This window comes from Singulisphaera photorubra (genome assembly GCF_045290345.1).
Lineage (GTDB): Bacteria > Planctomycetota > Planctomycetia > Isosphaerales > Isosphaeraceae > Singulisphaera.
Genome location: NZ_CP155447.1, coordinates 9272323 through 9296559, shown reverse-complemented (window position 1 = coordinate 9296559; position 24237 = coordinate 9272323). Strand labels below are relative to the sequence as shown.

At 59.6% G+C, this 24237-nt stretch carries 19 protein-coding genes and 1 pseudogene; 12 read left to right on the top strand and 8 right to left on the bottom strand.

The genetic code is table 11. From position 1 onward, the window contains the following. Positions 1 to 314 precede the first annotated feature (314 nt). The 6 genes from V5E97_RS34655 to V5E97_RS34630 form a co-directional block, all read right to left on the bottom strand. On the bottom strand, positions 315 to 1523 hold the full coding sequence (locus V5E97_RS34655) for an FkbM family methyltransferase (protein ID WP_406696103.1): 1209 nt from the start codon (positions 1521 to 1523) through the stop codon (positions 315 to 317). A 28-nt stretch (positions 1524 to 1551) separates the two neighbouring features. Further along, positions 1552 to 3471, bottom strand: coding sequence for an esterase/lipase family protein (locus tag V5E97_RS34650; protein WP_406696102.1), 1920 nt, complete (start codon positions 3469 to 3471; stop codon positions 1552 to 1554). Positions 3472 to 3565: 94 nt separating this feature from the next. After that, positions 3566 to 4402 carry an ABC transporter ATP-binding protein gene (locus V5E97_RS34645; RefSeq protein WP_406696101.1) on the bottom strand — a complete coding sequence of 279 codons (837 nt, stop codon included), beginning with the start codon at positions 4400 to 4402 and terminating at the stop codon, positions 3566 to 3568. Next, positions 4356 to 5123, bottom strand: a complete 768-nt coding sequence (locus V5E97_RS34640; protein ID WP_406696100.1) for an ABC transporter permease — start codon at positions 5121 to 5123, stop codon at positions 4356 to 4358. Before V5E97_RS34640 ends, V5E97_RS34645 begins: the two co-directional genes overlap by 47 nt. A 387-nt stretch (positions 5124 to 5510) precedes the next feature. After that, positions 5511 to 7376, bottom strand: coding sequence for a thiamine pyrophosphate-binding protein (locus tag V5E97_RS34635; RefSeq protein ID WP_406696099.1), 1866 nt, complete (start codon positions 7374 to 7376; stop codon positions 5511 to 5513). Between the two features lie 254 nt (positions 7377 to 7630). Then, positions 7631 to 8497 (bottom strand): sugar phosphate isomerase/epimerase family protein, encoded by an 867-nt coding sequence (locus tag V5E97_RS34630; protein ID WP_406696098.1) that lies wholly within the window; start codon positions 8495 to 8497, stop codon positions 7631 to 7633. A 213-nt stretch (positions 8498 to 8710) separates the two neighbouring features. Between V5E97_RS34630 and V5E97_RS34625 the strand changes: the two genes are divergently transcribed. The 3 genes from V5E97_RS34625 (at position 8711) to trmB (ending at position 10885) form a co-directional block, all read left to right on the top strand. Beyond that, complete coding sequence (locus V5E97_RS34625; protein ID WP_406696097.1) at positions 8711 to 9247, top strand: 3-hydroxyacyl-ACP dehydratase FabZ family protein; 537 nt, start codon at positions 8711 to 8713, stop codon at positions 9245 to 9247. A gap of 196 nt (positions 9248 to 9443) precedes the next feature. Further along, positions 9444 to 10133, top strand: coding sequence for a tetratricopeptide repeat protein (locus V5E97_RS34620; protein ID WP_406696096.1), 690 nt, complete (start codon positions 9444 to 9446; stop codon positions 10131 to 10133). Between the two features lie 140 nt (positions 10134 to 10273). Next, complete coding sequence (trmB, locus tag V5E97_RS34615) at positions 10274 to 10885, top strand: tRNA (guanosine(46)-N7)-methyltransferase TrmB (RefSeq protein ID WP_406696095.1); 612 nt, start codon at positions 10274 to 10276, stop codon at positions 10883 to 10885. 235 nt (positions 10886 to 11120) lie between these two features. Here the strand turns inward: trmB and V5E97_RS34610 are convergent, their stop codons facing one another. After that, a complete protein-coding gene (locus tag V5E97_RS34610) occupies positions 11121 to 12722 on the bottom strand; it encodes an amidophosphoribosyltransferase (RefSeq protein ID WP_406696094.1) in 1602 nt (533 codons plus the stop codon). A 323-nt stretch (positions 12723 to 13045) separates the two neighbouring features. Here V5E97_RS34610 and proB point away from each other — a divergent pair, with 323 nt between their 5' ends. After that, complete coding sequence (gene proB, locus V5E97_RS34605; protein WP_406696093.1) at positions 13046 to 14194, top strand: glutamate 5-kinase; 1149 nt, start codon at positions 13046 to 13048, stop codon at positions 14192 to 14194. A gap of 10 nt (positions 14195 to 14204) precedes the next feature. Here the strand turns inward: proB and V5E97_RS34600 are convergent, their stop codons facing one another. Further along, positions 14205 to 15569: a hypothetical protein gene (locus tag V5E97_RS34600; RefSeq protein WP_406696092.1), complete on the bottom strand. Its 1365-nt coding sequence runs from the start codon at positions 15567 to 15569 to the stop codon at positions 14205 to 14207. Between the two features lie 565 nt (positions 15570 to 16134). Here V5E97_RS34600 and V5E97_RS34595 point away from each other — a divergent pair. The 8 genes and pseudogenes from V5E97_RS34595 (at position 16135) to V5E97_RS34560 (ending at position 24111) form a co-directional block, all read left to right on the top strand. Then, a complete protein-coding gene (locus tag V5E97_RS34595) occupies positions 16135 to 16917 on the top strand; it encodes a hypothetical protein (protein WP_406696091.1) in 783 nt (260 codons plus the stop codon). A 319-nt stretch (positions 16918 to 17236) separates the two neighbouring features. Then, the gene (locus tag V5E97_RS34590; protein WP_406701261.1) at positions 17237 to 17626 is read left to right on the top strand and encodes an NADH-quinone oxidoreductase subunit A; all 390 of its coding nucleotides are present in this window, start codon (positions 17237 to 17239) and stop codon (positions 17624 to 17626) included. Then, the gene (locus V5E97_RS34585; protein ID WP_406696090.1) at positions 17617 to 18327 is read left to right on the top strand and encodes an NADH-quinone oxidoreductase subunit B; all 711 of its coding nucleotides are present in this window, start codon (positions 17617 to 17619) and stop codon (positions 18325 to 18327) included. The genes V5E97_RS34590 and V5E97_RS34585 overlap by 10 nt, the downstream gene beginning before the upstream one ends. Positions 18328 to 18358: 31 nt before the next feature. Then, complete coding sequence (locus tag V5E97_RS34580) at positions 18359 to 18892, top strand: NADH-quinone oxidoreductase subunit C (protein ID WP_406696089.1); 534 nt, start codon at positions 18359 to 18361, stop codon at positions 18890 to 18892. Between the two features lie 84 nt (positions 18893 to 18976). After that, a pseudogene (gene nuoD / locus V5E97_RS34575) lies at positions 18977 to 20196 on the top strand (NADH dehydrogenase (quinone) subunit D). 60 nt (positions 20197 to 20256) lie between these two features. After that, complete coding sequence (locus tag V5E97_RS34570; RefSeq protein WP_406696088.1) at positions 20257 to 20775, top strand: NADH-quinone oxidoreductase subunit NuoE family protein; 519 nt, start codon at positions 20257 to 20259, stop codon at positions 20773 to 20775. Positions 20776 to 20830: 55 nt separating this feature from the next. Then, on the top strand, positions 20831 to 22225 hold the full coding sequence (gene nuoF, locus V5E97_RS34565; protein WP_406696087.1) for an NADH-quinone oxidoreductase subunit NuoF: 1395 nt from the start codon (positions 20831 to 20833) through the stop codon (positions 22223 to 22225). A 113-nt stretch (positions 22226 to 22338) separates the two neighbouring features. Beyond that, positions 22339 to 24111, top strand: coding sequence for an NADH-quinone oxidoreductase subunit G (locus V5E97_RS34560; protein WP_406696086.1), 1773 nt, complete (start codon positions 22339 to 22341; stop codon positions 24109 to 24111). Positions 24112 to 24237 lie beyond the last annotated feature (126 nt).

Genomic DNA, 24237 nt, shown 5'->3' with positions numbered 1-24237 from the left:
AACGAGTTTCTCCCGCGAATTTCGGCCTCCGGGGCAGACAGACGGACCGGTTTCCTTGCGATAGACTCAGAACTCTTCGTTCCGCGACGGATACCAGTCTCCTGGCCCACACATAGCCCCAAGTCTCTCACTGTCATTCGTTGAAGTATTCGTAAAACGTACCAACTGATGTGTAAGAATTGCGTTTATCTTGGCATTCAGAAGTAGGATGAATTTCGGTCGATACCGCGATGACGTCTTCCTGGAAGTGAATCTGAACGCCGTGAAGGCGGAAAAGGAAAGGAACGAGTGGCTGAGTCGCCACTCGAAAATCCTCAGGCGCTCCGTGCGCAATAGAGATTGCCGAAGTCTTCGCGATTATCTGGGTAGAGTGAAAGCAGCTCTTCCATCGTGGTCGACTCGGTGGTTTCTCCATCTTCATCAATCCGAAAGAGGCCGAAACCTTGACGGTCGAGATCGGCGAGGTACTCTCTCGCCTCGATGCCGCTACGAAGCAAACCGGCCGGCCAGAACTCGGTGATGATTTTCACGTCGTGATGCCTGCGGAGGAGTTTTTGCATTCCGCGGACGGCGCGGCCTTCGGATCCCTGAATGTCCATCTTGATGAAGTCAATTTTACCTTGGTATTCGGCAAAATATTCATCCAGAGTGGTCGCCTGAATCGGGATGGCGTCCCGATCGTCCTCGGACGCAAAAATCCGGTGGTCCCCCTTGTTATCAGGGCAGAGATAAAGGGAAAGCGGCCCGGAAACCTCGGCAACCGCCTTGTTGACGAATATGACGTTATGATAGCCATTCGCGCGGACATTCTTCTTCAGAAGGCGGAAGTTTGTCGGGTCCGGCTCAAACGCGTAGACTCGTCCGTGGTCGCCTACCAGCCGAGCAAAGATCAGCGTGTAGTAGCCGATATTCGCGCCGATGTCGAGGACCACGTCTCCCGCCTTCACTTCGGACTCGATCAGGGTTGTCTCATAGGGCTCGAAATAGCCGTCGCGAAGCAACATCGGCGAGACAATCGAGTCGGTCGGATCGAGGAACATCTCGTGGCCGAACACGCGACTGCGCGATCGCAGGAGATCATCGATTTGATCAACCTTGCGAAGGGTGTCGTAAGCGCGATCGTGGGCACCTTGTGCGGTGTCACCAATGTTCGAGAGGCGTTGCTCGGTGCGGACCGCTGTACCGGCCGATTCGCGTGAGGACGCTTCGAGCCTCTGACCCAGTTCCAACCAGCGTTTCTCATCAAGTGCGTTGACCGCGGCGGCTCCCTGTTCAATTTGCGCGAGGCGGTTGGCAACCGAGTGGAGTTCACGGAGGATCAGGTCGAAGCGACTGCCCAACTCCTCAACACGATGGTCGACGAGCTGTTCCAGCGTGGCCGTGCGCTGATCCAGAGCCACTGCGCGCTGATCCAGCGCGGCCACGCGCTGATCCAGATCATCGAGTCGTTCACGCAAGCCTCCCCGACGGACGAGCCATAAACTTCCTCGGATCGCGGAGGCCAACGAGTTCAGGCCGAGCATGAGACCACTCCAAGGGGACAGTTCCGACTTACCGCGAGCCGATCGGGGACGACAACGCGGCCCGTGGAAGCGTGACGCCGCCGGGAGCGGCTGCATGTTTCAGAAGGATTCGGCGCACTTCTTGAATCGCTTCAGGATCCTTCTGAACTCCGTGATCGGATCGGACCAGGAGCTCCGACTCGACGCCGTCGAGGTGCGCACTGCCATAACTAACCACACTGTCGGTCGTCGTATCGACTCCGCCCGGTTTCAACGACCCGATGATCGAATGATAAACCACATCCGAACGTGGCTTCATCATCAGGATCGCCTTGAGGATTGACGGGGTGTTCGGTGAGATCGATTCCAGGGTCTCGATGCTCGTGGGCAGCCGACGGAACTTGCGTTTGTCGAACGCATCGGGATTTTCCTTGACCAACTTCATCAGAAGTTCATTGATATGATCAGAGTATGCAATCAATCCCGAGCTCACTCGGCCGACGAAACTCCGGCTCAGATCCGACCCTCGGTGCGGAGTCGCCAAGAAAACGACGCGTCGAACGAACGGAAGCGGCTTGAAGAAGAAGTAACCTTGAAGCTCGTCAAGGACCTCTTTTGGCCCTTCGATCTCTTTGAACGGACGATCGGTATTGAGCTGCCAGAGTTTGTCATCGCTATCGAGCGTCATCGTATGGCTGAGCAGTCCCCCCATGCTGTGGCCGAGCAGCACCATCTGATCAAAAGCGGGATCAGCCCCGTCGGGGTTGTATTTTCGCTGGGCTTCACGAAGGGATTCGCGGAGCATGGAAGAGGCGATCGGGATGGGCACGCCCGTCGGGTACATGTAGAGCATGAACTGGTAGCGCTGCTGAACGCTTGGATCGTTAAGCAATTCGTTGATCATGGGGATCCAGGCCAGCGGGCTTGAGATCAGGCCATGGACCATCACGACGGGAATCTTGCCGGGCTCATAGGGCCGGAGCAGCATCAGGTTGGCGCGACCGAGTGCTTTATCAGGCCGGAGCAGACCGGTCCACCGATAGCGGTTCAGGTCCGTTCGCGACCACATGTAGGCCAGGGGAGTGCTGTAGTCGGACTCGACCGGGATGAGGATCGGCGGGCAGACGGTTCTCGTTCTGACCGGATCAATCAGCTCGATGCTACATTCGCGGCTCGCGCTCGCGTCGCTACCCGTATCACGAAGTCGCGAGGTGGGCTTGAGATACGCGGTCAGCGGAAAGGTCATTTCCGGGGGATAGAACCGGGTTTCCTCTTGAGTCGGACCATCGGCCAATCGAACACCGATCAAGGGAACGCCGAGGCCGTAATGGTACGTTTTCGAGATCAGGCCGCTCACCTCGTAGTCGGAAGCGAGAATGATCTTGTCCACGTCGTCGATCGCCCAGGCGGAATTCGCGAGCGAGATCCGAAACACTTGCTCATGGCCGCGGATCTTGAGCTTGATCGAACCTTCGGGCGTGATCGGTCCGACGGTTTGCGCGGCGCGGAGGATGCGCTCGAGTCCTGCGTTGTACAGATCCATCGCGGTTCTGTAGCGGGGATCGGATCCGCGCTGGCCATCCGGGCGAACCAGTTCGGGGTCGGTGAGAAAATCGTGGGCATACGCGACCGAATCGACATAATAGTCGATGGCGTTCGCTTTTCGCCACTTATCGAGCCGACGTCCCTCGACCCAGCAGAGCTCGGCCAGAGCGTAGACCAATTCCGGTTCGGGTCGCTCCCGAGCGAGCTTCACGAGGCTCGACAAGACCCGATCGGTCCCGAAACGATATTGACGCGACATGTCGTAGCGTTTGATCGTATCGAGCGTCCGATCGGTGGCTCGGTCGAGGGTGGCCAGGTTTCGGTACGAGGCTGAGTGCGCACGCTCGCCTCGACTCGGCTGCACGGTGATGTCAGTCCATCCCAGCAAAGAGGATGCGACGATCGCTAAGCAGGCAAGAGACATGGGCGGGTCACTCCATCGACCCAAGGGGATTCATCCATGACGCCGACCCTCAAAAAGGGCGGGCGTTCGCATGATACGCCGGGTGTGGAATCGGTCAAGACGGCGTTGGACCCGCGTCTTGCATGTACTGCTCAATCACTTCGTCAATCGGGCCGTCTCCGGCGACCTGTCCACGTCGCATCCAGATTCCTCGTGTACACATCTCACGAAGCGCATTCATGTCGTGCGATACGATGATCACAACATTGGATCGGTCAAGAAGACCCATGATCCGTGCCTTCGCCTTCGCGACGAATGCGGCATCACCGGCGCCTAACGATTCGTCGATCAGGAGAATATCAGGATCAATCTCCGTGGCGATCGCAAACGCGAGACGCATGAACATGCCGCTCGAATAGTATTTCAACGGCAAGTCGGCGAATTCCCGCAAGCCGGTGAACTCGAAGATGCCGTCGACCTTTTCGAGCATTTCGCGACGCTTGATGCCAAGCATCGCGCCGTTGAGCAGGATATTGTCCATCCCCGAGAGTTCGGGGTTGAATCCTGCCCCCATTTCAATGAGAGGCGCGACCGTACCGCGAATCCGGAGATTTCCGGAGGTCGGCGGATAGATCCGCGCCATCAGACGGAGGAGCGTACTCTTGCCGGCGCCGTTGGACCCTACGATGCCGATCCGTTCCCCTTTGCCGATCCGAAGGTTCACCCCTCGCAGCGCCCAGAATTCGGACGTCGGCATGGGCGCTTCACGGCGGAGAAGCAGGTCGAGGACAGCTCGCTTCAACGAGTAAGTCTTGTCAAAGTAGCTGACAAAATTGAGCGAGACGTCCTCGAGATCGACCAGGGCCTCGGTCGCGGGGAGATGGCGTTCCCACCGCAAAACGCGACTAGAGTCGGAAGACGAACTTGTCTTCATGACACTTGAATGCGACATAACCGATCCCCAGGCTCACCGTCGCAATGCCGGTAGCCGCCAATAATAGAAACGGGTCGGGCCACTTCCCTTCAGAGAGAATGACCTGGAAAAGCTTGATAAACGGGTACGCCGGGTTCGCCCAGAGTCGCCAGGGGGGCAAATTGGTCGATTCGTAGATGATCGGCGTCATGAAATACCAGGCTTGCAAGATGACCGACACCAGGTGTCCGCAGTCGCGGAAGAAGGTGTTGGTCGTGGCGACAATCAGGCCCAGACCAAGCGTGAATCCCGACAGCAGCAGAATCGCGACCGGGAGTAGCAGGAGCTGCGGGGTGAATCGCACGCCCAGCGGCTTCATCAGGATGAACAAGGCGACCATCGAGAGCACGAACGTCGTCAAGTTGATCAATAAGCGTGTTAATGGGAAGATCAACTTGGGCAAGAAGATCTTCCGAATCAACGCTTCATTATGGATGATCGAAAATGCCGAGTCGTTGACAGTTCCACTCAGAAAGTTCCAGGGAACCATTCCGGCGAACAGGTAAATTGCGTAGTCCTCGCGCTTGATCTCAAGAAGCTGCGAAAAGACGATCGTCAAGGTGGTCATCATCAGGATCGGATGGAGCAACGTCCAGAAAAACCCCAGCACTGAACGCTGGTACCGGACGCGCAGATCCTGGACAACCATGTTCTGGACGACCGGCCAGAACCGGACTAGCTGCCGGTGGTCGTCAGTCACCCAGCCGATCCAACGACTCGGTCCTCGTGGTTTGTGTGGAGGAGGAAAGAACTCCACATGAGGGACCGAGGGACTTGTGCTAACATCCATGTGTATCACTTCATCCGATGGACGCCGCAGACTTCAACCGGGCAGCATCCAGCCACACTCAGTAAAGTCTGCATCGGCGGGGCATCTTACGGTCCCCACCTCTTTCGAGGAAGTCCAACCGACCCAGTCAAGTATTACCGGCAACCTAGACTACCTGGATTCCCAGGTCGCAACATGCTGGTCAAACTCACCCTACAGGACGGCTAGGACGCGTAGATTGAACTGGAGACTGCTGAATTATCGGTCAGCTCTCGGCCGGACTTCGCTCTTTCAACCGGACTGCCCCGCATAACGGGTTCAATCATCATCGGGGCGGCGGCTCAATGAGCGGACGCCAATCCGCGATGCCATCCGCACCTTGGCGTCGGTCGGTAGACGACTGACGTAGGTCGATTTGAGGGCGTTGAGCCAGCGGACCTCCCGCCCTTCGTAGCTGATGATGACGCGAGTGAGGAGGGGACCAGGAGTCGCCAGGGCACGACCGATGCCGTTTCCCACATCCGGATTTTGGGCGATCTCGTTGTAACCGAGGCCCACTCCGCGTGCGAAGGCCGCGTAGTCGATGCGGGCGATCTCCGTGGCCGTGGTCCGGCGGTAGACCGGCTCCTGGAGCATCTGCATGTAGTGGTATGCGCCGTCGTCGAGAACGAAAAATTTCACCGGTAGGCAGGCTCGAGCGGCCGTCGAGAGCTCCATGGCCGACATCAGGAAGCATCCGTCGCCGGTAATCGAAACGACCTGGCGGTCGGGCCGGACGCGTTGCGCCCCGATGGCCGCGGGAATCGCCCACCCCATGCTCTGGTTGTTCGTCGGTGTGAAATAGCGACGCGGCCCCTGAACGCTGATCGCCTCGGAGGCCCAGTGCGTGGATGCGGTGACGTCCACGAAGATCAACTCGTCCGGGCCGAGGGCGTAGCGGAGTTGCGTCAGGAAGTACATCGGGTCGACGCCGCGGGTGATCTTCGGGACCGAGTTCTCGCGGTGATCGACTTGCCGCACATCCTTGATCTTCTTCAAGAGCGGTGGGGAGGGCGGGCGCTGGATCGAAGGGGCGTCGGCGAGCAACCGGTCGAAAAAGACCTGAGAGTCCGCGCACAGTTTCACGCAGGTGGGGACATTGCGCCCAAGGTTATGCGGGTTCGCATCGACATGAATGACGTTATGGGGAGGGATCGCGTAGTTGGCGGTTGAGACTTCGCTGTAGCGAACACCGACGGCCAGCACGAGGTCAACGTCCTTGAACGTTTTCTCAGCGGCTCGCGTCCCTTGCTTGCCGTATCCCCAGCCGACGGCCAAGGGATGGCAATCGGAAATGCAGCCTTTGCCACTGACCGAGGTGGCCACCGGTGCCTGGAGCATCTCGGCGACGGCGGTCAGTGCCGGACCAGCATCCATGCAACCAAGACCCGCGTAGATTCCGACTCGGCGCGAGCGATTCGAGAGCTGACCGAGAACTTGCCGGTACGCATTCTCGTCGAATGGAAGCGGCCGGGGTGGGGGCGGCGGCTGGTCGTAGTCCCAGACGGCATTGAAGTGGGGAAAGGGAATCATGATTCCCACAGGACCGGGTTCACCGGAGCGGGCGATCTCGAACGCCTGATAGATCGCTCCCGGGATCTCCGCCTGGTGTTGCACCTCGATCAAGGCTTTCACAAGCGGGCGGAGCAGGGCGGCGTTGGGGAGCGAGTGAACCTGGCCGAGGGGAGCGTCCGGTCCTTGGATCACGTCGGTGATGATGCCGACGATGGGGACGCTGTCGAGCAGCGCCTCACCAATTCCGGTCATGGCATTCGTCAGGCCTGGTCCCGGTACGACGTTGAAGACTCCCGGCTGTCCCGTGACCCGAGCCGCTGCATCGGCCATGACGCTTGCCGACGACTCGTTCGTGACCAGGAGATAGGGAAGCCGTCGCGCTTTCAAGGCATCCCAGAACTCGTTGCTCTGGGCGCCTGGAATTCCGAAGACGCATTGGACCCCTTCGCAGAAGAGAGCGGCCGCTGCGGCTTGGGCTCCGGTCATCCGACCGTGAACGCCTTGACGTTTGACGTAACGGCCCACTTCCACGTGACTGGCTGCCGCCGGGGTAGGCGCGGTCGACGCCGTCGCGGCCCCGATAGCGCCGAGGACGCCCAGCGCTTCGCGTCGGCTCAGGTTGAGTGCCACGACGTTGCTCCTCCTTGCCCGTCAGAACTCGACCACTTCCATGAATGAGTCCGTACGGCTCGCTCCCGAGCAGACGGCTCTCGAGTTCCTATCGGCAGCCCGGCGCGACCGTCTTTGCCGCGGGACCACTGCTGTCGAGCAGTTCAACTGGCGTCGACGGAGCATGCGGCATGGCCGTCAACATCCCCCCATTTTCCAGGTGAGCCGTGGTGTGCGCCTGCCCACACAATCCCGCTCAAGCTTGCGGGTAAGAATCAACGCCGATCCTCGGCTCGACGCCTGGAAACGCCTCGGGTCAGGAGCTGAAGCGTCTCCAGGAATGCGGGACTGATCGACGCTGGGTCCTTCCTCAGGTGGCGGACGCACTCGAGCATGATTGGGCCACGGTACTCGATCTCGTCGAGAGCTCGTCCCCAGGCGTGCCAATCAATAGTGCCAAGGCCAGGTGGCTGATGGGTGTCATGTCGCCCGTTGTTATCGTGAACGTGCGTCGTCCGAAGCCAATGGCCGGCCGCCTTGGTTTCCGACCCAAGATCGAGCGAGAGGTGGGCATGGCCCGTATCGAGCGCGATCGCGAGTCCTGCTTGGCTCAGTTCGGCCACCAGGCCGGCCAGGTCGGCCATCCGACTCCCTGGATGAACCCCTGGAGGCATATTCTCCACACAGATCACAATGCGGGTACCGCGTGCATGCTCGACAAGCTGCATCAAACCGCGGGCGAGTGCGGCTCGTCGGCTAAGCCTTTCCTCGGGGGCGGAAAGGCCCCCTGGATGAACAACCAGGCAGGTTCCTCCCGCCTCATGAAGCCAATCCACGCACCGTTGGAGATCCTCAATCGACTCACGATGACGTTCGAGGTCGGGGTCACCGAGGTCAACTCGAGCCGCGCGAATCGATTGACCACCCCAGCAGCCGTGGGCGCTATGGATCACCAGACCGGCGTCGGAAACCCGTGTGCGCAGGGACGCAGGGTCGGGTTCGCTTCGCCACTCGGGAAAGATTTCCAGAACTTCGGCGCCGAGGCGGTGGGCCAGGTCGAGCTCGCTGGCAAAGTCGACCACCTCAAAACCGTAGGCCACCATGGTCCCGAGCGGTCGCCGGTACGATGCTTCTATCGTCATGTCAATGCGACCTTTGCGTCAACTTAAGAATGAATCCTCTTGTCGTCTGCCCGGCCTCCGGTCATGATAGCGGGAATCTTCGCGCCGGACCGGATCCACCCTGTGGGGTAAGTCGAGCACCGCTGACAGGATCTGAGATTGTTAACTGGTCCCTCCCGTAGCGGCGACCAGCCCGCGCCTATTATCGCCTGCCTTGGGAAAGGACGTTCTGGAATGCCGCCCGTTGCCCTGGTTGATCCCGCGACGATTGATACCTCCCGTGTGCTCATCGATCGGGAAGGAATTCGTCTGGGCAACCCGCAACGGTTCGAGATGGAGCAATTAACCGCCATCATCTCGTGCGACCCGGAACGCCACCTGATCATCGGCTACAAAGACGTCGGATTCGACGAGTTCTGGATCCGGGGCCACATGCCCGACTACGCGTTGATGCCTGGCGTGCTGATCTGCGAGGCGGCGGCTCAGTTGTCGAGCTTCTACTGCCACTTCATCAATCTCATGGAAGGCGGATTCCTCGGGTTTGGCGGCATGGAAGACGTCCGCTTCCGAGGGCAGGTTCGACCGGGTGACCGACTCGTTTTGGTTTCGCAATCCAAGAAGGTCAACCGACGCCAGACGATCTTCGAGACTCAGGGGTTTGTTGGCTCGAACATGGTCTACCACGGACGGATTATCGGAGTTCCCCTGGCGGGTCGCGAAGTGAAACGTCCCGAAGTGAAGACTCCAGAAGTAAAACCCGCCAAGGAATGAGAGTCGTATTCCCGACCGGGACGATGCGTCGGATTTCACCCTTGAGTGTGATCCTACTTCGAGGTGGCGTGGTTCTTCGTCGTGCTGACTGGTGAGTTCGCGCCTCAGGATCGACCCGCGGTCTTTGATCGTCATCGCCCAGCGAGGGGGAGCCACACGTGGCTCCCGCAGGATTGTGCCTCGACCCGTTCCGAGAATGGTGTGGTGGTCGACCGGCCTGCTGCTCGGGGCGGTCGCCTACCTGAGCAGGCCTGCACTCGAACGTGCGGGCGTCGGACCCGGCTATGCGTTCTGGGCGTTCTTCGCCTTCCTCATGGGCGTGGTCGGGCTCCTGATCGTGCTATTCCTGCTCATTCTGGTACGACCGCGGCATCAACGAATCGCCCGAGCAATGATTCTGGCCCGATCCGGACAGGTCGACGCAGCGCTCGCTGACCTTCAACGTCAGATCGAAACGAGGGGACGGTCTCCGCGGCTCTCCGGTGCGCTAGGGGATTGCTACCTCTTGCGGGAGGAATGGCGTGAGGCCTACATCCAATTTCTCGAGGCCGAGCAACTGGATGGTCGGGGTGGACGCTTTCTCGCGAAGCAGGGATTTGCGCTTTGGAAGCTCGGGCGCGCCCCGGAAGCGATCGCACTTTTGGAACGGGCGGCGCTAGTGGATCCGCGCAATCCCACGCATGCCTGGACCGCCTGCATGATTCTGGCCGACCTGGGTCGTTGTGAGGAGGCCTGGGAACAGCTCGAACGCGCGGAACGCCTGATCGAAGAGTCGATTCCAGCGGGGACAGCTCGCCGCCGCACCCTGGAAGAATCGCTCGAAGTCTGTCGGAACCGCTTGCTGCTGACGCCCGACACGCCGAACGATCCTGGTCGCTTCGACTGAAGGTTGTCCCTACGCATTCAAGAACGCAGGATTGAATACTAAGTTCCCACGAGGTTGCCACGGTGTCGGAAACGTCTGAAGAACGGGAAGCCCACGAAATTGTCCCCGAACGAGTCCCGAGGGAACGTCCGCGATACCGGATGGCAGCGGACGCCATTCCTTACATCCTTGATCTGGCCACCTGCTCGACGCCCGTGGATTGGCCGGCAATGTTCGGCAACGATCATCCGGTCGAGCTCGAGGTGGGTTCAGGCAAGGGACTCTTTCTCGCCAACGCGGCGGCACGCGATCCGAAGTGCAACTACCTCGGCATCGAGGTGGCTCGAAAATATGCAGCGCAGGCCGCGGAGCGCATTGCGAAGCAGCATTTAACGAACGTCAAAGTGCTTCCAGGCGACGCCCTTCTTTTCCTGGCACGCTACGTTCCCCCACAGAGCCTCAGGGTGGTTCACGTCTATTTCCCCGATCCCTGGTGGAAGAAAAGGCACAGGAAGCGACGCGTCTTCAATGAAGGCCTCGTGGTCAGCATCGAGCGCGGTCTTGTCCCCCACGGGGAGCTGTCGGTGGTCACCGACGTCGAAGAATACTTCGGGGTGATCTGCGAGTTGATGGCGACCCACACGCTGTTCGAGGACATCCCGATCAGCGAGCCCAAGACACCCGAGCATGACTTGGACTACCTGACGAATTTCGAACGAAAGTATCGGATCGAAGGCCGGCCGATCTACCGCAAGCTCTATCGGCTTCGATGAAAGCGTCCCCTCTACCGGCTCACCATGCGGAGTTAGCGTGCATGTGGGGGAGCCTGGATACCTTCCAGGCTACCAAGAATCTTGCAAGGCAAGCGAGTCCTTGCATTACTGGCTCGCAAGCCTGAGCTCTCCTGAGTATGTCATCGATAAAGCCCACCTGGCGTCATCCTCAGGGATGAGACCGGGTGGGCCTTGCGCTTCTCATTCGATTGAGACTCAGATCAGAAATTCGCTCTCAGGTGGCCGAGCGAATTGGACTGGTCGCAGCCATCTCATAAGCTCGCTTCCCCCCCTTGGGTTGCGAGCCGCCGGAGATGTCGAGCTGGTAGAGTTTCTGTCCCGCGTTGCTTGGGTATTGACCCGTGATGCAGGCGCGGCATAGTTGGTCGGACGACATCGAAACAGCCCGCGCGATCGCTTCTACTGGCAAATATCGCAAGCTATCCGCACCCAGTTCCTTGGCCATCCGGTCCTGGTCTTCGATCGAAATTCGGCCGTCCGGTGCGTTCAAGAACTTTGTGGCGAAGAGCTCGTCGCGGCGCGACATGTCGATCCCGTAAAAACAGGGAGCGATGATCGGCGGGCAGGCCACGCGCAGGTGAATCTCACGCGCTCCGCCCCGGTCCCGAATCTCGTGGACGAGGGCTCGCATCGTGGTGGATCGGACGATGCTGTCTTCGACGAGGAGGACGCGTTTGCCGGCAAGCACCTCGGGAAGTGGCGTGTACTTCAAGCGGGCCTTGGCCGCCCGATCCGCCGTTCCCTCGATGAACGTTCGACCGACGTAACGATTTCGCATCAAGCCTTCGACGGACCGAACACCGAGTGCAAACGCCATGGCGTCTGCCGCAGCCTTCGCGGTGTCGGGCACCGGGACGACGATGGTATCGGGATCGAGGGGGACATCTTCGAGTCGAGCCAGCTCCTCACCTAAGGTGGCCCGACTCAGATAGACGGAACGATCGTCGAGGGTGCTCGCGACGTTGGCGAAGTAGATCCACTCGAAGAAGCAGTGAGCGCGACGAGGCGAAGCGGCAAATCGCTCGACCCGCACTCCGCTTTGATTGGCGATGACCATCGTTCCCGGATCCAGGGAGCGAATGTTCTGGAAACCGAGATTCGCCAGCGGAGAGCTTTCGCTGGCCGCGGCGAAGAGGGGACCATGCTCGGCGACACAGAGCGGCCGGAAACCAAGTGGGTCGCGAGCGACGATCAAGTCACCCTTCGCCGAAAGCAACACGATGTTGTAGGCGCCGTCGAGCCGATCGGCCAGCCGACTGAAAACCCCTTGCCAATCGGTCTCGAGCCCTTCACCCTGGAGCTCATGACTGAGCAGGTGCATCAGGATTTCGGTGTCGGTATCACGCTTCAGGTGATAGTCGCCCTGATCGAGTAACTCTTGCTTGAGCTCTTGATAATTGGCGAGTTGACCGTTGAACGCAAACGCAAACCACTTGGCCATGCGCCCATGTTCACGTTCGAAGGGCTGCGCGTAGCTACGATCAGCGCCGCCGCAAGTGGCGTAGCGAACGTGACCGATGGCGGCCTGACCATCCTGGCCCCGCATGATCGCCTCGAACTTCGCCTTATGGTTCAGGCGAAAGGCCTCGGCCACCGTTCCCACTTCCTTGTGCGTTTTGAGCAGGGCGGTACGCCCGGGGTGAAAACTGCTCATTCCCGCCGCGAGCTGACCCCGGTTCTGCATGTCCAGCAGCATCCGCGGGATCATCCGCGTAACACTGTTGAGATCCCCCGGGATCGGTGCGAGCGTGGAGACGGCCGGGCCAGCAGCGTGGTAAACGGCCGCCACGCCACACTCGTGATTCAGTTCGCCCATGAGCTTGGATTGTTCCCGTTGACCAGCCCCCGCCCTTGTCGCAAGTGGGGAGCGCAACAAAAGGGAAAGAGACGCGGGCCCTGTTAGCTCGTTCACGCAGTTGATCTAGGGCCGGTTGTGAGACTTTATTATAATGGCGCTCGCCTCTGAAGACAACCTTCACCCAATCGACTTGAGTCGTTCATCTCCCGTATACACCTTGCGGAAAGCGAAGAAACGGACGATTTTATTTCGCCATAAACACGGAAGTTTATGGGTCAAAGCTAATATTATCGCTTCTTTTACGACAGACCTCAACCACACTTGCGATAGAGACTCGATTCATGGCGATGGTACGTGACCTGGTTCGCGATGATGTGGTTCTCTCGGCACAAACCTGGGTCGTCAAGGTTGGCACCAGCGTTCTGACGGGTAAGGACGGCCGCCTCGACCCGGCTCGAATTGGCCACCTTGCCGAGCAGATTTGCGCGGTGATGGCAACCGGTCGAAAAGTAGCCCTGGTGAGCTCGGGCGCCGTTGGAGCCGGTCTGGGACAACTCAACCTGACTCGCCGCCCCGAGAATTTACCGCAGCTTCAGGCCGCGGCGGCAGTGGGACAATCCTACCTCATCCGGGCCTACGACGAGGGGCTTCGCCGTCATGGACGGCACGCGGCCCAACTCTTGTTGACTCATGAGGATTTCGATAATCGCGCCCGTTACCTGAATATGAGGAATACGCTGACGGCCTTGTTCGACTGGAACGCCGTCCCGATCATCAACGAGAACGACACAATCAGTGTCGCCGAGATCAAATTCGGCGACAATGACCGACTCGCCGCGATGGTTACCAACCTGCTCCAAGCTCCGTTGCTCGTGATCTTGAGCGTGGTCGATGGACTCTACCCCACCGATCCGGGCACAGGCGAAGTCGGGGGAGAACCGATTCCGCTGGTGGTGAATCTCGATGAGGAGACGTTCGGACGGGCCGGTACGAGCCGGAGTTCGCTCGGTACGGGGGGAATGCGGAGCAAACTCGAAGCGGTGCGTTTGGTCACTCACGCCGGGGGGTCGGTCATCATCGCTTCCGGTCAAAAGGCTGACCCGCTTACGAGGATCCTGGCAGGGGAAACCGTAGGCTCGCTCTTCCTTGCGCGAGGCTCGACGCAGACCGCACGAAAGCGTTGGATCGGGCTGACGGCACGGCCAAGAGGACATTACGTGGTCGACTCCGGGGCCAGACAAGCGCTGGAATCGGGATCGCGAAGCTTGCTTGCCATCGGGATCATCGAGGTGATCGGCGAGTTCGATAAAGGCGACGTGGTGGGAATCCGTGACGATCAAGGGCAGGAGTTCGCGCGCGGACTGACGAACTACGCAACGTCCGAAGCCCGCTTGATCCGGGGCTTACGTACCGATCAGGTGCATCAAACCCTCGATGAAACCGTCTATGACGAGGTCATCCACAAGGACAACCTCGTCCTGATCCTCTGATGAGGGGCGTTCAGGGAAGCGGGACGTCGGTGAACTCGAAGTTCACTTCCGTGGCGGCCCGGACGATCGAGTAGTAGCGGAGCTCGTGGGCTGCACCCTGATCGTGAGGCGTCAGCGTCAAGGTCATCCGAGAGCCGTCTGCGTCGTTGGACAGATACAAGGGAATCGATTTCCCCTGGCCGTCGAACACTTCGATTTGCTGCTGGATCGAATCAGGCCGACGGGCCATTGCGGTCGGCATCGCGGCCAGCAGGTCCGCCTCACTTCCAGAATTCGCCTTCGCCCGCACTGAAATCTGGATATTCGTCTGGTTAGTGTTCGGATTCACGCGAATATCCTGAACTTCCACGACCGCGTCTTCGCTCCGGAAGGATTTGCCACTCGAGCCGCTCAGGGGGACGACGAGCGGATTTCCTTTTCGGGTGGCCACCACGACCGGTAAGACGCCACGGAGCCGCTTGATCTTTTGGCCAGGTTGCTCGGGGCGATGCAGGGGTGCTTGAAGGTGCAAATTCGGTCCGGCGCTCAAGCCAAAGTAGCCTGACTGTCGCTGCTGAGTCAGGGTGTTGGTCTCGGGAATCAAAAGCGATTGACCGCGATCGTCGACCGCCTCGAGAAGCTTGAGCGCCCCGCGCTGGGTGACCGAGAGTCTTGGCTCGGCGGCCACCTGGATCTGGGCGTAAAACTCTTCAGTCAGGTTGAAGTCGGGGCGCTTCGCTTCCGCTGGGTTTTGAGGAAGCACGATCCGGTTTGAAGGGAGGGGTTGGCCACTGGAGAGGAACTGAACGTGACGCTGATAGTGAAGTCCGCCGAGATTCACCCGGAACGGGCCGTTATCCGACATCGGGCCAGCAGGACGGCCCCCCCCTGCGAAGAGCGGAAAAACCGACTCATTCGCATTCGGCATACCGTGCATCCCGAAGTTGTATTGTAACTGTCCCGCTTCGCAGAGCCGGTCCAAGGCTTTCCAGAACGGAAGCGGCGCGGATTCCTGCAGAGTGATCCGTTTCTGCAGGAGAGCAGGGGACGGTTCCGGATAAATGGCCATCTTGATGCCCGACTGCTCGCTGAAGGAACGAATGACCTCTGCGAGTGTCTGGTCCTGGAAGTTGAGAGCCACCATGGTCGGCTTCGTCAGCAAGGCCCCTTCAATCTTCGTGATCAAGGCCGAGGCGCGAGATCGGATCTCCGGATCCTTCACCTCTCTCACCGAGAGCAACGCGGGCAGCGCGGGACGACCCAGTCGTTCAAGGGCTGATGCGGCGGCTTCCCGTTGCGCGTAGCGAGCCGAACCCAGTTGAATCACAAGTACCATCGGATCGGGCGCGGGGACTTGACCAACCAAGACAGCAAATGCGAGATACGCACCAATCATCAGAGACTCCCCAGATTGGCCCATCCATGGTGAGGCGAGCCCGGCGGCGAAACCAGGCGCAGAACGCGAACGACCCTTGCCGCGATCTCACCATCATATCCCATTCCCCTCCCGTTTCCACCGCCTAGCCAATGGGTTTGGAGCGACTGATCGATCCGGCGTCATGCCCACTTTCTGAAACCGCTGGAATCCCATCGAGAAATTTGAGAACCCGCGTGGGTCGAATTCCTCTTGTAATTAATGTTTCGAATCCGAATCCCGATCTCAAGCGGGATAGAGACCCCTCCCGATCAAGAGCAAGAGGGACGCAGCGCTCGAACAAACCGGCGAGAGGTCGAGCTACCACTACGGGCTCCATCACTTCTCGCCTCGAAGGTTGAGCCAGTCGGACAGATTCGAAAATGGAGCCGAACGATCAGCGTGGCGACGTCGCAACTAAAGACTGCGACCATGTTCGACGGAATTCCTTGTGCTAGAATGAAAGATGGGTCGGCGCGCCTGTTGCCCATCGATCCTTCCGATGACGTGGAATGTCGGAGGCCTCTTTGAAAAAAGGGAGTGGCCGATGTCGGTGGAACGATCAAAAAATTTCCGGCGTGTCGTCAATGTTGGCCTGTTTTTCCTGACCCCCATGGGGTGGGCCGGACAAGCGACGGCCCAAGGCCACACCGCCGATCCGTACAAACCGTACAATCAGCAATATGAGCAATTCGTCTATCCCAGTTTCCCCTCTGGCTACGGGCTCACACCTAACCAGAACTTGCTCCAGCCCGGGGGATACGGCGCGGCCAACCAATTTCAACGATTCATGGAGTCGGAGATTGGACCCGCGGACGAATTCGGTACCGGGCGAAGACGCACTGGCCCAGGAGTTCCGTACTACTCGGCCTACCGGCAGTATGACAAAGAGTACAATCGCGTCTACCAGCCCAATCAGGCGAGCGACAAGGATTTCTATCACGACCAGCGTTCCAGGCACGAGAAGTATATTGCGTACTTGAAAGAGCGCGACCCGCGAAAACGCGCCGAGCTCTACCGGGCCTACACCAAGGATTCGAGCAAGGTCTCGCGCGATCTCGCCAACCCTCGCGGCCAGGCACCACGAGAACCAGGCGCGGAAGCAGCCTCGCCTGGCGGGGCGCGACGACAGAGTTCGGCCGCAACCCCCGGCGCAGCCTCCAGCCGGTCGCCCCTTTTTAGTGGTTCACGGTCGAATCCAGCGACCAAGCCGAGTACTCGACAACGTACGCCTTCTGATATTCTTCGTGAGAACGAGGAACTCGAGTCGTCCAGTCGGCTCACGGCTCCGGGCCTCGCCCCTCGGTCCGGCTCAACCAGGCCGAAGTGATCGGGACAACGACGCCGTATCGACTCGCGCTCATACGGCGACGTTTCCGCAAAACCTACGCAAAAATGAGCAATAAACCCCGAGGGGACCAGGACTGAATCCAGTCCCCCCTTGTTATCTCGATCATCTTGCGTATGATCATTGACGTCTCCCGTGTTAGTCCCGGCTTTCGAGCTGGGATTTTTTTAGTTCGACTTTGTGAACAGTTTCACAAAGCTGGAACAAGAGTGAGGCGGGCCGGGCGGTCTCGCGACAGATGGGTACAGAGTTCACGCCGATATTTCTGTTGATTTTGGTCGGGATCTCCGTCGCGGTGGGGATGACCGCCGCGAGTGCCATCATTGGCCCGAAGCGGAAAACGGCCGTCAAGCAGATGCCCTACGAGTCGGGCATGGACCCGATCGGCGATGCCCGCCAGCGGTTTGACGTCCGCTACTACCTCGTGGCCATCGTCTTTCTCTTGTTCGACGTGGAACTTCTCTTTCTCTATCCGTGGGCGGTCGCTCAGTGGAGTGCGGGGCCAACAGTCGCGGCCGCCGCGGCGGCTCCCGTTGCGAAGGTCGGTGCTCCGGCCGTTCTGGCAACGGCAGTCGCGGGGATTCCTCCCGTCTTCCGTAACCTCGTCTTTGGCGAAATCCTGGTCTTTGTCGCGATCCTGGGTGCGGGGTTCGCATACGCATGGCGGAAGGGGGTGTTCGAGTGGCGATAGGCTCAAACAAAGAGACTGGAGTGCCGATCACACTTCCTGGCGCCACGGGTTCGGCGGTTTCGATTCAGTCTGCCGGCAAGGTGGAGGTTCCCGAGAACACCATCGTGACCACGCTGGACTCGGTGGTGAGCTACTGCCGGAAGTACAGCCTCTGGCCGATGCCGTTCGCGACCGCCTGCTGCGGAATCGAACTGATGGCCGTCGGTGCGAGCCGATTCGACCTCGCCAGATTTGGTGCTGAGGTCATGCGGTTTACCCCGAGACAATGCGACCTGATGATCGTCGCGGGCCGAGTGGCCATGAAGATGATGCCGGTCCTCCAACGGATCTGGCTCCAGATGCCCGAGCCCAAGTGGTGCATTAGCATGGGCGCCTGTGCCTCGACAGGGGGTATCTTCGATACCTATGCGGTCGTCCAAGGGATCGATCGGTTCATTCCGGTTGATATCTATATCCCCGGATGTCCGCCTCGCCCCGAACAGATCCTACGGGCAGTGATCGACCTTCAGGAGAAGATCCAGCGTGGCGGTTCAATCGCCGGTTTGGGTCTGCCTGAATTGCTCGAACGCGAAAAGATGATCGAAGAGAAACGGAATGCGCCCGCCGGTTATGCCGTCGCCGGCGAACGTGGTGACGAAGATCGGTTTGGTTACCGGCTTCCCGGCGGACCCGGTCTGCTCGGCTCTGATGAGAACAAGTGATTCGCGACTCTGAGTGGGAGAGCCGATAACCATGAACACCGAGACAACAACGCCCGTTGATCCTCACGCAGCCACGTTGGCCACGCTCGATGGCATCTTCGGCGAAGGGGTTTATCGGCTGACGCGGTTTCGAGATAACCTCCGATTCCACGTTGGCTCCGATCGGCTGGTCGACTTGCTTCGTTCGCTCAAAGAGCAGTGTGGTTTCGCGATGCTTTCCGAGCTGGGCGGAGCGGACTATCTCGGATACCCCGATCGAACTGGGCCGCGGTTCGAGGTTCACTACGTTTTGAGGAACCTCGAGACGGCTGAATTTGTGGTCGTCAAAGTGGCTCTCGATGATCCCGAACCGACGCTTCCTACCGTGGTGCCCCTCTGGTTGGGTGCCGACTGGATGGAACGTGAAGTGTTCGACATGTACGGAATCAAGTTCGCGGGGCATCCCGACCTGCGGCGAATTTTGATGCCCGATGAGTTCACGGCGTTCCCGCTCCGGAAAGACTATCCGTTGCGAGGACGTGGCGAACGACACAACTTCCCGCGCCTGACGCGCGGGGAATCGTGAGTAAGCGGCCAAGGCCGCGATACGACTCGTTACTGGTTTGATTCGCGTTGAAACGAACGCCGTTATTTCGCAGGTGCCAGATCAATGCCGGCCAACTTGCTCGACGATCCCGAACTTGCCGCGGACTCCAAGCAATTTACTTGGACCCTCAACTTCGGGCCTCAGCACCCGCGACGCACACGACCCTCCGGCTCATCCTTGAATTGGATGGTGAACGGATCGTGAAGGCGACGCCCGACATCGGTTACCTGCATTCAGGGTTTGAGAAGCTCGGCGAGCACCTGAATTTCAATCAGTATGTGACGATCGTCGATCGTAAGAATTATATCAGCCCGCCGATGAACGAAGTGGCGTGGCATCATGCCGTCGAGAGCTTGCTGGACATCGAGCTGACGAAGCGGTGCCAGTACATCCGGGTCATCATCGGCGAACTCGCCCGAATGAGCGATCACTTGCTCTGCACGGGCGCTGCCGCGCTCGACCTTGGAGCGTTCACCGCCTTCCTTTATGCATTCAATCTTCGGGAGCAGATTTACGACGTCTACGAAGAGATGTCGGGTTATCGCTTCCACCCCGGTTACACGCGGGTCGGCGGAGTCCTCCATGACTTCAACGATAAGGTGATCCGCAAGATTCAAACGGTCCTCCAGAGCTTTCCCAAAGTCTATTCTGACATGGAAAAGCTGCTCTTCAGGAACCGGATCTTCCTGGAACGAACGCGAGGCGTCGGGGTCTTGACGAAGGAAGACGCAATCAGCCTCTCGGTTGCCGGGCCGTTGGCCCGAGCCAGTGGCGTAACCTTCGACCTGCGCAAGGATCAGCCGTACCTCGCCTATCGCGATTTCGACTTTGATGTCCCCTACATGACCGAGGGGGATTGCTACGCCCGGTTCTTTGTCCGCATGGAAGAAATGCGGCAAAGTCACCGGATCATCACACAGGCCCTTGGGAATTTACCGACCGGGCCGGTCAACGTGGCGATCGCCGAGAAGTTCCCGCTGCCCGATAAGGGCTCGACCTACAACAGCATGGAAGGCTTGATCCAGCACTTCGAGCTGATCATGCCCAATCGAGGCTTCGAGACTCCCAAGAACGAGATCTACGCCGCGGTCGAGGCGCCCAACGGCGAACTCGGCTACTACTTGATCACCGACGGCAGCCAGACCGCCTGGCGGACGCGGACGCGGCCCCCCTCGTTCATCCACTTCCAGATCTTCCCTCACATCATCAAAGATCACTTGATCGCTGATGTGGTGGCGATCCTGGGAAGTCTCAATATCATCGCTGCCGAGCTGGACCGCTGATCGTAAAAAGGGTGCGGGTTCAACACTCGTCCGACTCCCTGGGTTTGAGGAATGGGATCGATGGCCGCCGAGTCTATTGCCAAAATCACGATGCTCTCGGAGCCAATCCGCGAGAAGATCAGGGCGTTCATTCCTCGCTATCCGAGCAAGCGAGCGGTCACCCTGCCAGCGCTTCACATCGTGCACGAGCACTTTCGGTGTGTCCCGTTCCAGGCGATGGCCGAGATCGCGGAGATTCTCGAAATCACACCGGCCGAAGTTCATGACACCATGAGCTTCTACGGATTCTTTCCCCAGGCGCCGATTGGCGACGTGCGGGTCTGGGTCTGCCGGTCGATCTCGTGCATGCTGACCGGCGGCGAAGAGATGCTCGAACACGCCTGCCATAAGCTGGGCATCGAACCCGGGCAGACCACGCCCGACGGTAAGCTGACGGTGGAATTCGCCGAGTGTCTAGGTATCTGCGACTTCGCACCCGCGGCCTTGGCCGATGACGGGCGAATCTTCGGCCCGTTGACGTCCGACAAAGTGGATTCGATGCTCGACGATCTGAAGGCGGGTCCGAAACCTGCCTCTTGAGAACCACCGGGGTGCGGCACGCACGTTCTTCGTCTCGAATTGCTCGCAGGAGTTTATGGCCGTGGCCGAGTTTGAACCCGTACTGAGTCGCAACTGGAACGTGCCCGATAGTCGCACGCTGAAAGTTTACGAGTCGCGCGGGGGTTACCAGGCGGCGCGGAAGGCCCTGACGACGATGGACCCTGACCAGGTCGTCTCGCTCGTCAAGGATTCGGAGCTGCGAGGCCGAGGAGGCGCCGGTTTCCCTTGCGGCCTGAAGTGGAGTTTCCTTCCGAAAGATCGGAAGGAAACCCTGATGTGTATCAATGGCGATGAGAGCGAGCCGTCGACGTTCAATAACCGGCTTCTGATCGAGCGAGACCCGCACCAGTTCCTCGAAGGGATCGCGATCGCCTGCTTCGCCACCAAGGCGTCGACCGCTTACATCTACCTCCGGTTCGAGTACATCCACGGGTACCGGATCCTGGAGCAGGCAATCGAAGAAGCGAGGGCGGCGGGGCACCTCGGTAAGAATATCTACGGCTCCGGTTTCAACCTGGATATCTGGCTCCACCGCGGCGCTGGAGCTTATATCTGTGGCGAAGAGACCGGCTTGATCGAAAGCCTTGAAGGCAAGCGGGGCTGGCCTCGGATCAAGCCGCCCTTCCCTGCAATCGAAGGGGCCTTTCGCAAGCCCACGGTCGTCAACAACGTCGAAACGCTCTGCTGCGTCCCCCACATCATTGAACGTGGGGCCGACTGGTTCAAGTCGATGGGAACGCCCAAGAGCTACGGGCCGAAACTTTACTGTGTTTCGGGACACGTCAACAAGCAGGTCTGTGTCGAGCTCCCCTTGGGCGTGACCTGTCGCGAGCTGATCGACAAGCACGCGGGGGGGGTCTGGAAGGGGCGGAAAGCCAAGGCCGCGGTTCCGGGTGGAATCAGCATGGGTCTGCTCTCCGCCGAGGAACTCGACACACCGCTCGACTTCGAAGGACTTCGCAAACCCGGCTGCCTGGGGCTTGGAACGGCCGCGGTGACCGTGATGGACGACCATACGAGTATGGTCGACTATCTCTACAACTGTGCACGTTTCTTCGCCCACGAGAGCTGCGGACAGTGTACTCCCTGCCGCGAAGGAACCGCCTGGATGTACAAGACCTTGAAGCGCATCAAGGCGGGCGGCGGGCGCTCGGAAGACCTCGACATGATGCTCAACCTGGCTAACAACTTGGGCATCATTCCCGGGACCACGATCTGTGGCCTCGCCGATGGTGCGGCCTGGCCGGTCAAGAACGTGCTGGCGAAGTTCCGGGGCGAGTTCGAAGACTACATCAAGACTCATCAAAACCCGCAGTATGCGGTCACGCCGCTCCAAGAGCGGATCGCTCAAGGACTCTCCGTCGAGCCCTTACTGCCGATTTTGAACGGATCGACAAACGGTTCACTGCGGTCACTCCCCTCGGTCTGACTGAATCAGATCGCTGAGGGACGGAGAACGTCACTGTTGGGCGTGGTTGACACGCCGAAAGTCTTCGCCGATTGGCGTGTCCAACACGCCCTCAACTAGACTCAAGGATCCCGATGGCGACGATCTTCATCAACGGCCAAGAGCACGAAATCCCCGAGGGGGAGAAGCTCAACGCGATTCAGATGGCTTCCCGCGTCGGAGTCGACATCCCCTATTACTGTTGGCACCCCGCGCTCTCCGTCGTGGCCAACTGCCGGATGTGCGAAATCGAGGTCGGCAACAAGGATCCGAAGACGGGCGAGATCAAGATGATCCCGAAGCTCGTCCCGGCCTGTCAGACTCCGGCCAAAGACGCGACCGTGATCGTGACTGATAGCCCCAAGGTCAAAGAGCATCAACGGATGATCATGGAGCTACTCCTGATCAACCACCCGCTCGACTGCCCTGTTTGCGATCAGGCGGGGGAATGCGGGCTCCAAGACTACAGCTATGAGTATGGTCAGTCGAACCATCGCTTCGTCGAAGAGCGTACGGTCAACCCCCGCAAAGACGTCTCCGACCTGATTCAGCTCAATCAGGACCGGTGCATCATGTGCACTCGGTGCGTCCGGTTCACTCGCGAGATCACCCAGACCGGTGAGCTACAAGTGATGCGGCGCGGGAACCATGCCGAAATCGGCACATTCCCCGAGTATCCTCTCGAGAACCCGTTGGCGGGAAATGTTGTTGACATTTGCCCGGTGGGTGCGTTGCTCGACAAGGATTTCCTGCACAAGCAACGCGTCTGGTTCCTCTCGAAGCATGATTCGATCTGCACTCGTTGCTCGACGGGTTGCAACGTCAGCGCCGAGGAGAATCGAGGACAACTCTGGCGGTACAAGCCCAGATTCAATCCCGACGTCAACGACTACTGGATCTGTGACGAAGGCCGCTACAGCTACAAGGAAGCGAATGATCCTGCGCTGCTGAACGCCATGTACGTTCGCCAGGATGGGGATCTCAAACCAGCGTCCATTGATCAAGCCCTCAAGGACGTCAGCCGTGGATTCGCCCAGATCAATGAGTCGGGCGGAGTGGTGGCGGGGATTCTCTCGCCGTTCCTGACGGTTGAAGAAGCCTACTTGTTGGCCAGTTACCTGAAGGGTTTGAACTCCGCCAACGTGCTCGCGCTGGGGCCTGTTCCCCGCGTCGGCGTCGACCGGACGTTTGAACCGGACCAGCTCAAAGGCCGAACGGGCGACACCAGTTTCGTGGTTCCTCGACCGTTCACGATCCATTCGGAGAAGTGCCCAAACCGTCGCGGTGTCGAGGCGATTCTCGAGCACTTCCAGGGCCAGGTCATCGACTTTGCTTCGATCTCGGGTCGCGCAGCCCACGGCGAGTTTCGCGGCCTTTTCGTCGCCTCGGACGCGATTGACCCCGCGTTCACTGACGAGGACGTCAGGAAGCTCAGGCCGAAGGTCGAGTTCCTGGTGGTTCAGGATACACACGTCACCGACCTGGCTCAGGCGGCCGACGTTGTCCTCGCGGGTGCCACTTTCGCGGAGAAGGCTGGTTCCTATGTGAACGCCGACGGCCGACTCCAGTATGCGGAGGCTTCATTGCCACCGCGTGATGGGTCACTCCCTGACCTCGATCTCCTGGCGATTTTGATCGGCCGCTCCACCGGACCGGCCGACTCCCGCGACATCCTTGCCGAACTAGCGGGGATCGTACCAGGCTTTGCCGTCGCGACCGGCGGGCGAGTTGCCCCCTTCGGGGTGGTGCTCGGTTCGGAAGAGCCGGTAGGAGCCGGAGTACCCTTTCGCGACGCCTGGATGCAGCCGAGGGGCGCCAAGGGAGACCGTCCTGGCGAGCCTAGCCCCAAGGGGGGGAAGGACGCTTGAAGCTCGGCGTTGAGGACCTCGAGACCGAAAGGTCTCGAGGACTGACGTCTCGCTCGGGCTGAGCTTGAAGAGCAAGGTACGCGAAGGCGGAGTAGCCGACAGACTTCCGCGACCTGGCAACCCGTT

What these genes read in the sequence shown, in the direction of transcription:
- V5E97_RS34655 (WP_406696103.1), bottom strand. Translation starts at nt 1,523, where the DNA reads ATGCTCGGCCTGAACTCGTTGGCCTCCGCGATCCGAGGAAGTTTATGG.
- V5E97_RS34650 (WP_406696102.1), bottom strand. Translation starts at nt 3,471, where the DNA reads ATGTCTCTTGCCTGCTTAGCGATCGTCGCATCCTCTTTGCTGGGATGG.
- V5E97_RS34645 (WP_406696101.1), bottom strand. Translation starts at nt 4,402, where the DNA reads ATGTCGCATTCAAGTGTCATGAAGACAAGTTCGTCTTCCGACTCTAGT.
- V5E97_RS34630 (WP_406696098.1), bottom strand. Translation starts at nt 8,497, where the DNA reads ATGACGATAGAAGCATCGTACCGGCGACCGCTCGGGACCATGGTGGCC.
- V5E97_RS34625 (WP_406696097.1), top strand. Translation starts at nt 8,711, where the DNA reads ATGCCGCCCGTTGCCCTGGTTGATCCCGCGACGATTGATACCTCCCGT.
- V5E97_RS34620 (WP_406696096.1), top strand. Translation starts at nt 9,444, where the DNA reads ATGGTGTGGTGGTCGACCGGCCTGCTGCTCGGGGCGGTCGCCTACCTG.
- trmB (WP_406696095.1), top strand. Translation starts at nt 10,274, where the DNA reads ATGGCAGCGGACGCCATTCCTTACATCCTTGATCTGGCCACCTGCTCG.
- V5E97_RS34610 (WP_406696094.1), bottom strand. Translation starts at nt 12,722, where the DNA reads ATGGGCGAACTGAATCACGAGTGTGGCGTGGCGGCCGTTTACCACGCT.
- proB (WP_406696093.1), top strand. Translation starts at nt 13,046, where the DNA reads ATGGCGATGGTACGTGACCTGGTTCGCGATGATGTGGTTCTCTCGGCA.
- V5E97_RS34600 (WP_406696092.1), bottom strand. Translation starts at nt 15,569, where the DNA reads ATGATTGGTGCGTATCTCGCATTTGCTGTCTTGGTTGGTCAAGTCCCC.
- V5E97_RS34595 (WP_406696091.1), top strand. Translation starts at nt 16,135, where the DNA reads ATGTCGGTGGAACGATCAAAAAATTTCCGGCGTGTCGTCAATGTTGGC.
- V5E97_RS34590 (WP_406701261.1), top strand. Translation starts at nt 17,237, where the DNA reads ATGACCGCCGCGAGTGCCATCATTGGCCCGAAGCGGAAAACGGCCGTC.
- V5E97_RS34580 (WP_406696089.1), top strand. Translation starts at nt 18,359, where the DNA reads ATGAACACCGAGACAACAACGCCCGTTGATCCTCACGCAGCCACGTTG.
- V5E97_RS34570 (WP_406696088.1), top strand. Translation starts at nt 20,257, where the DNA reads ATGGCCGCCGAGTCTATTGCCAAAATCACGATGCTCTCGGAGCCAATC.
- nuoF (WP_406696087.1), top strand. Translation starts at nt 20,831, where the DNA reads ATGGCCGTGGCCGAGTTTGAACCCGTACTGAGTCGCAACTGGAACGTG.
- V5E97_RS34560 (WP_406696086.1), top strand. Translation starts at nt 22,339, where the DNA reads ATGGCGACGATCTTCATCAACGGCCAAGAGCACGAAATCCCCGAGGGG.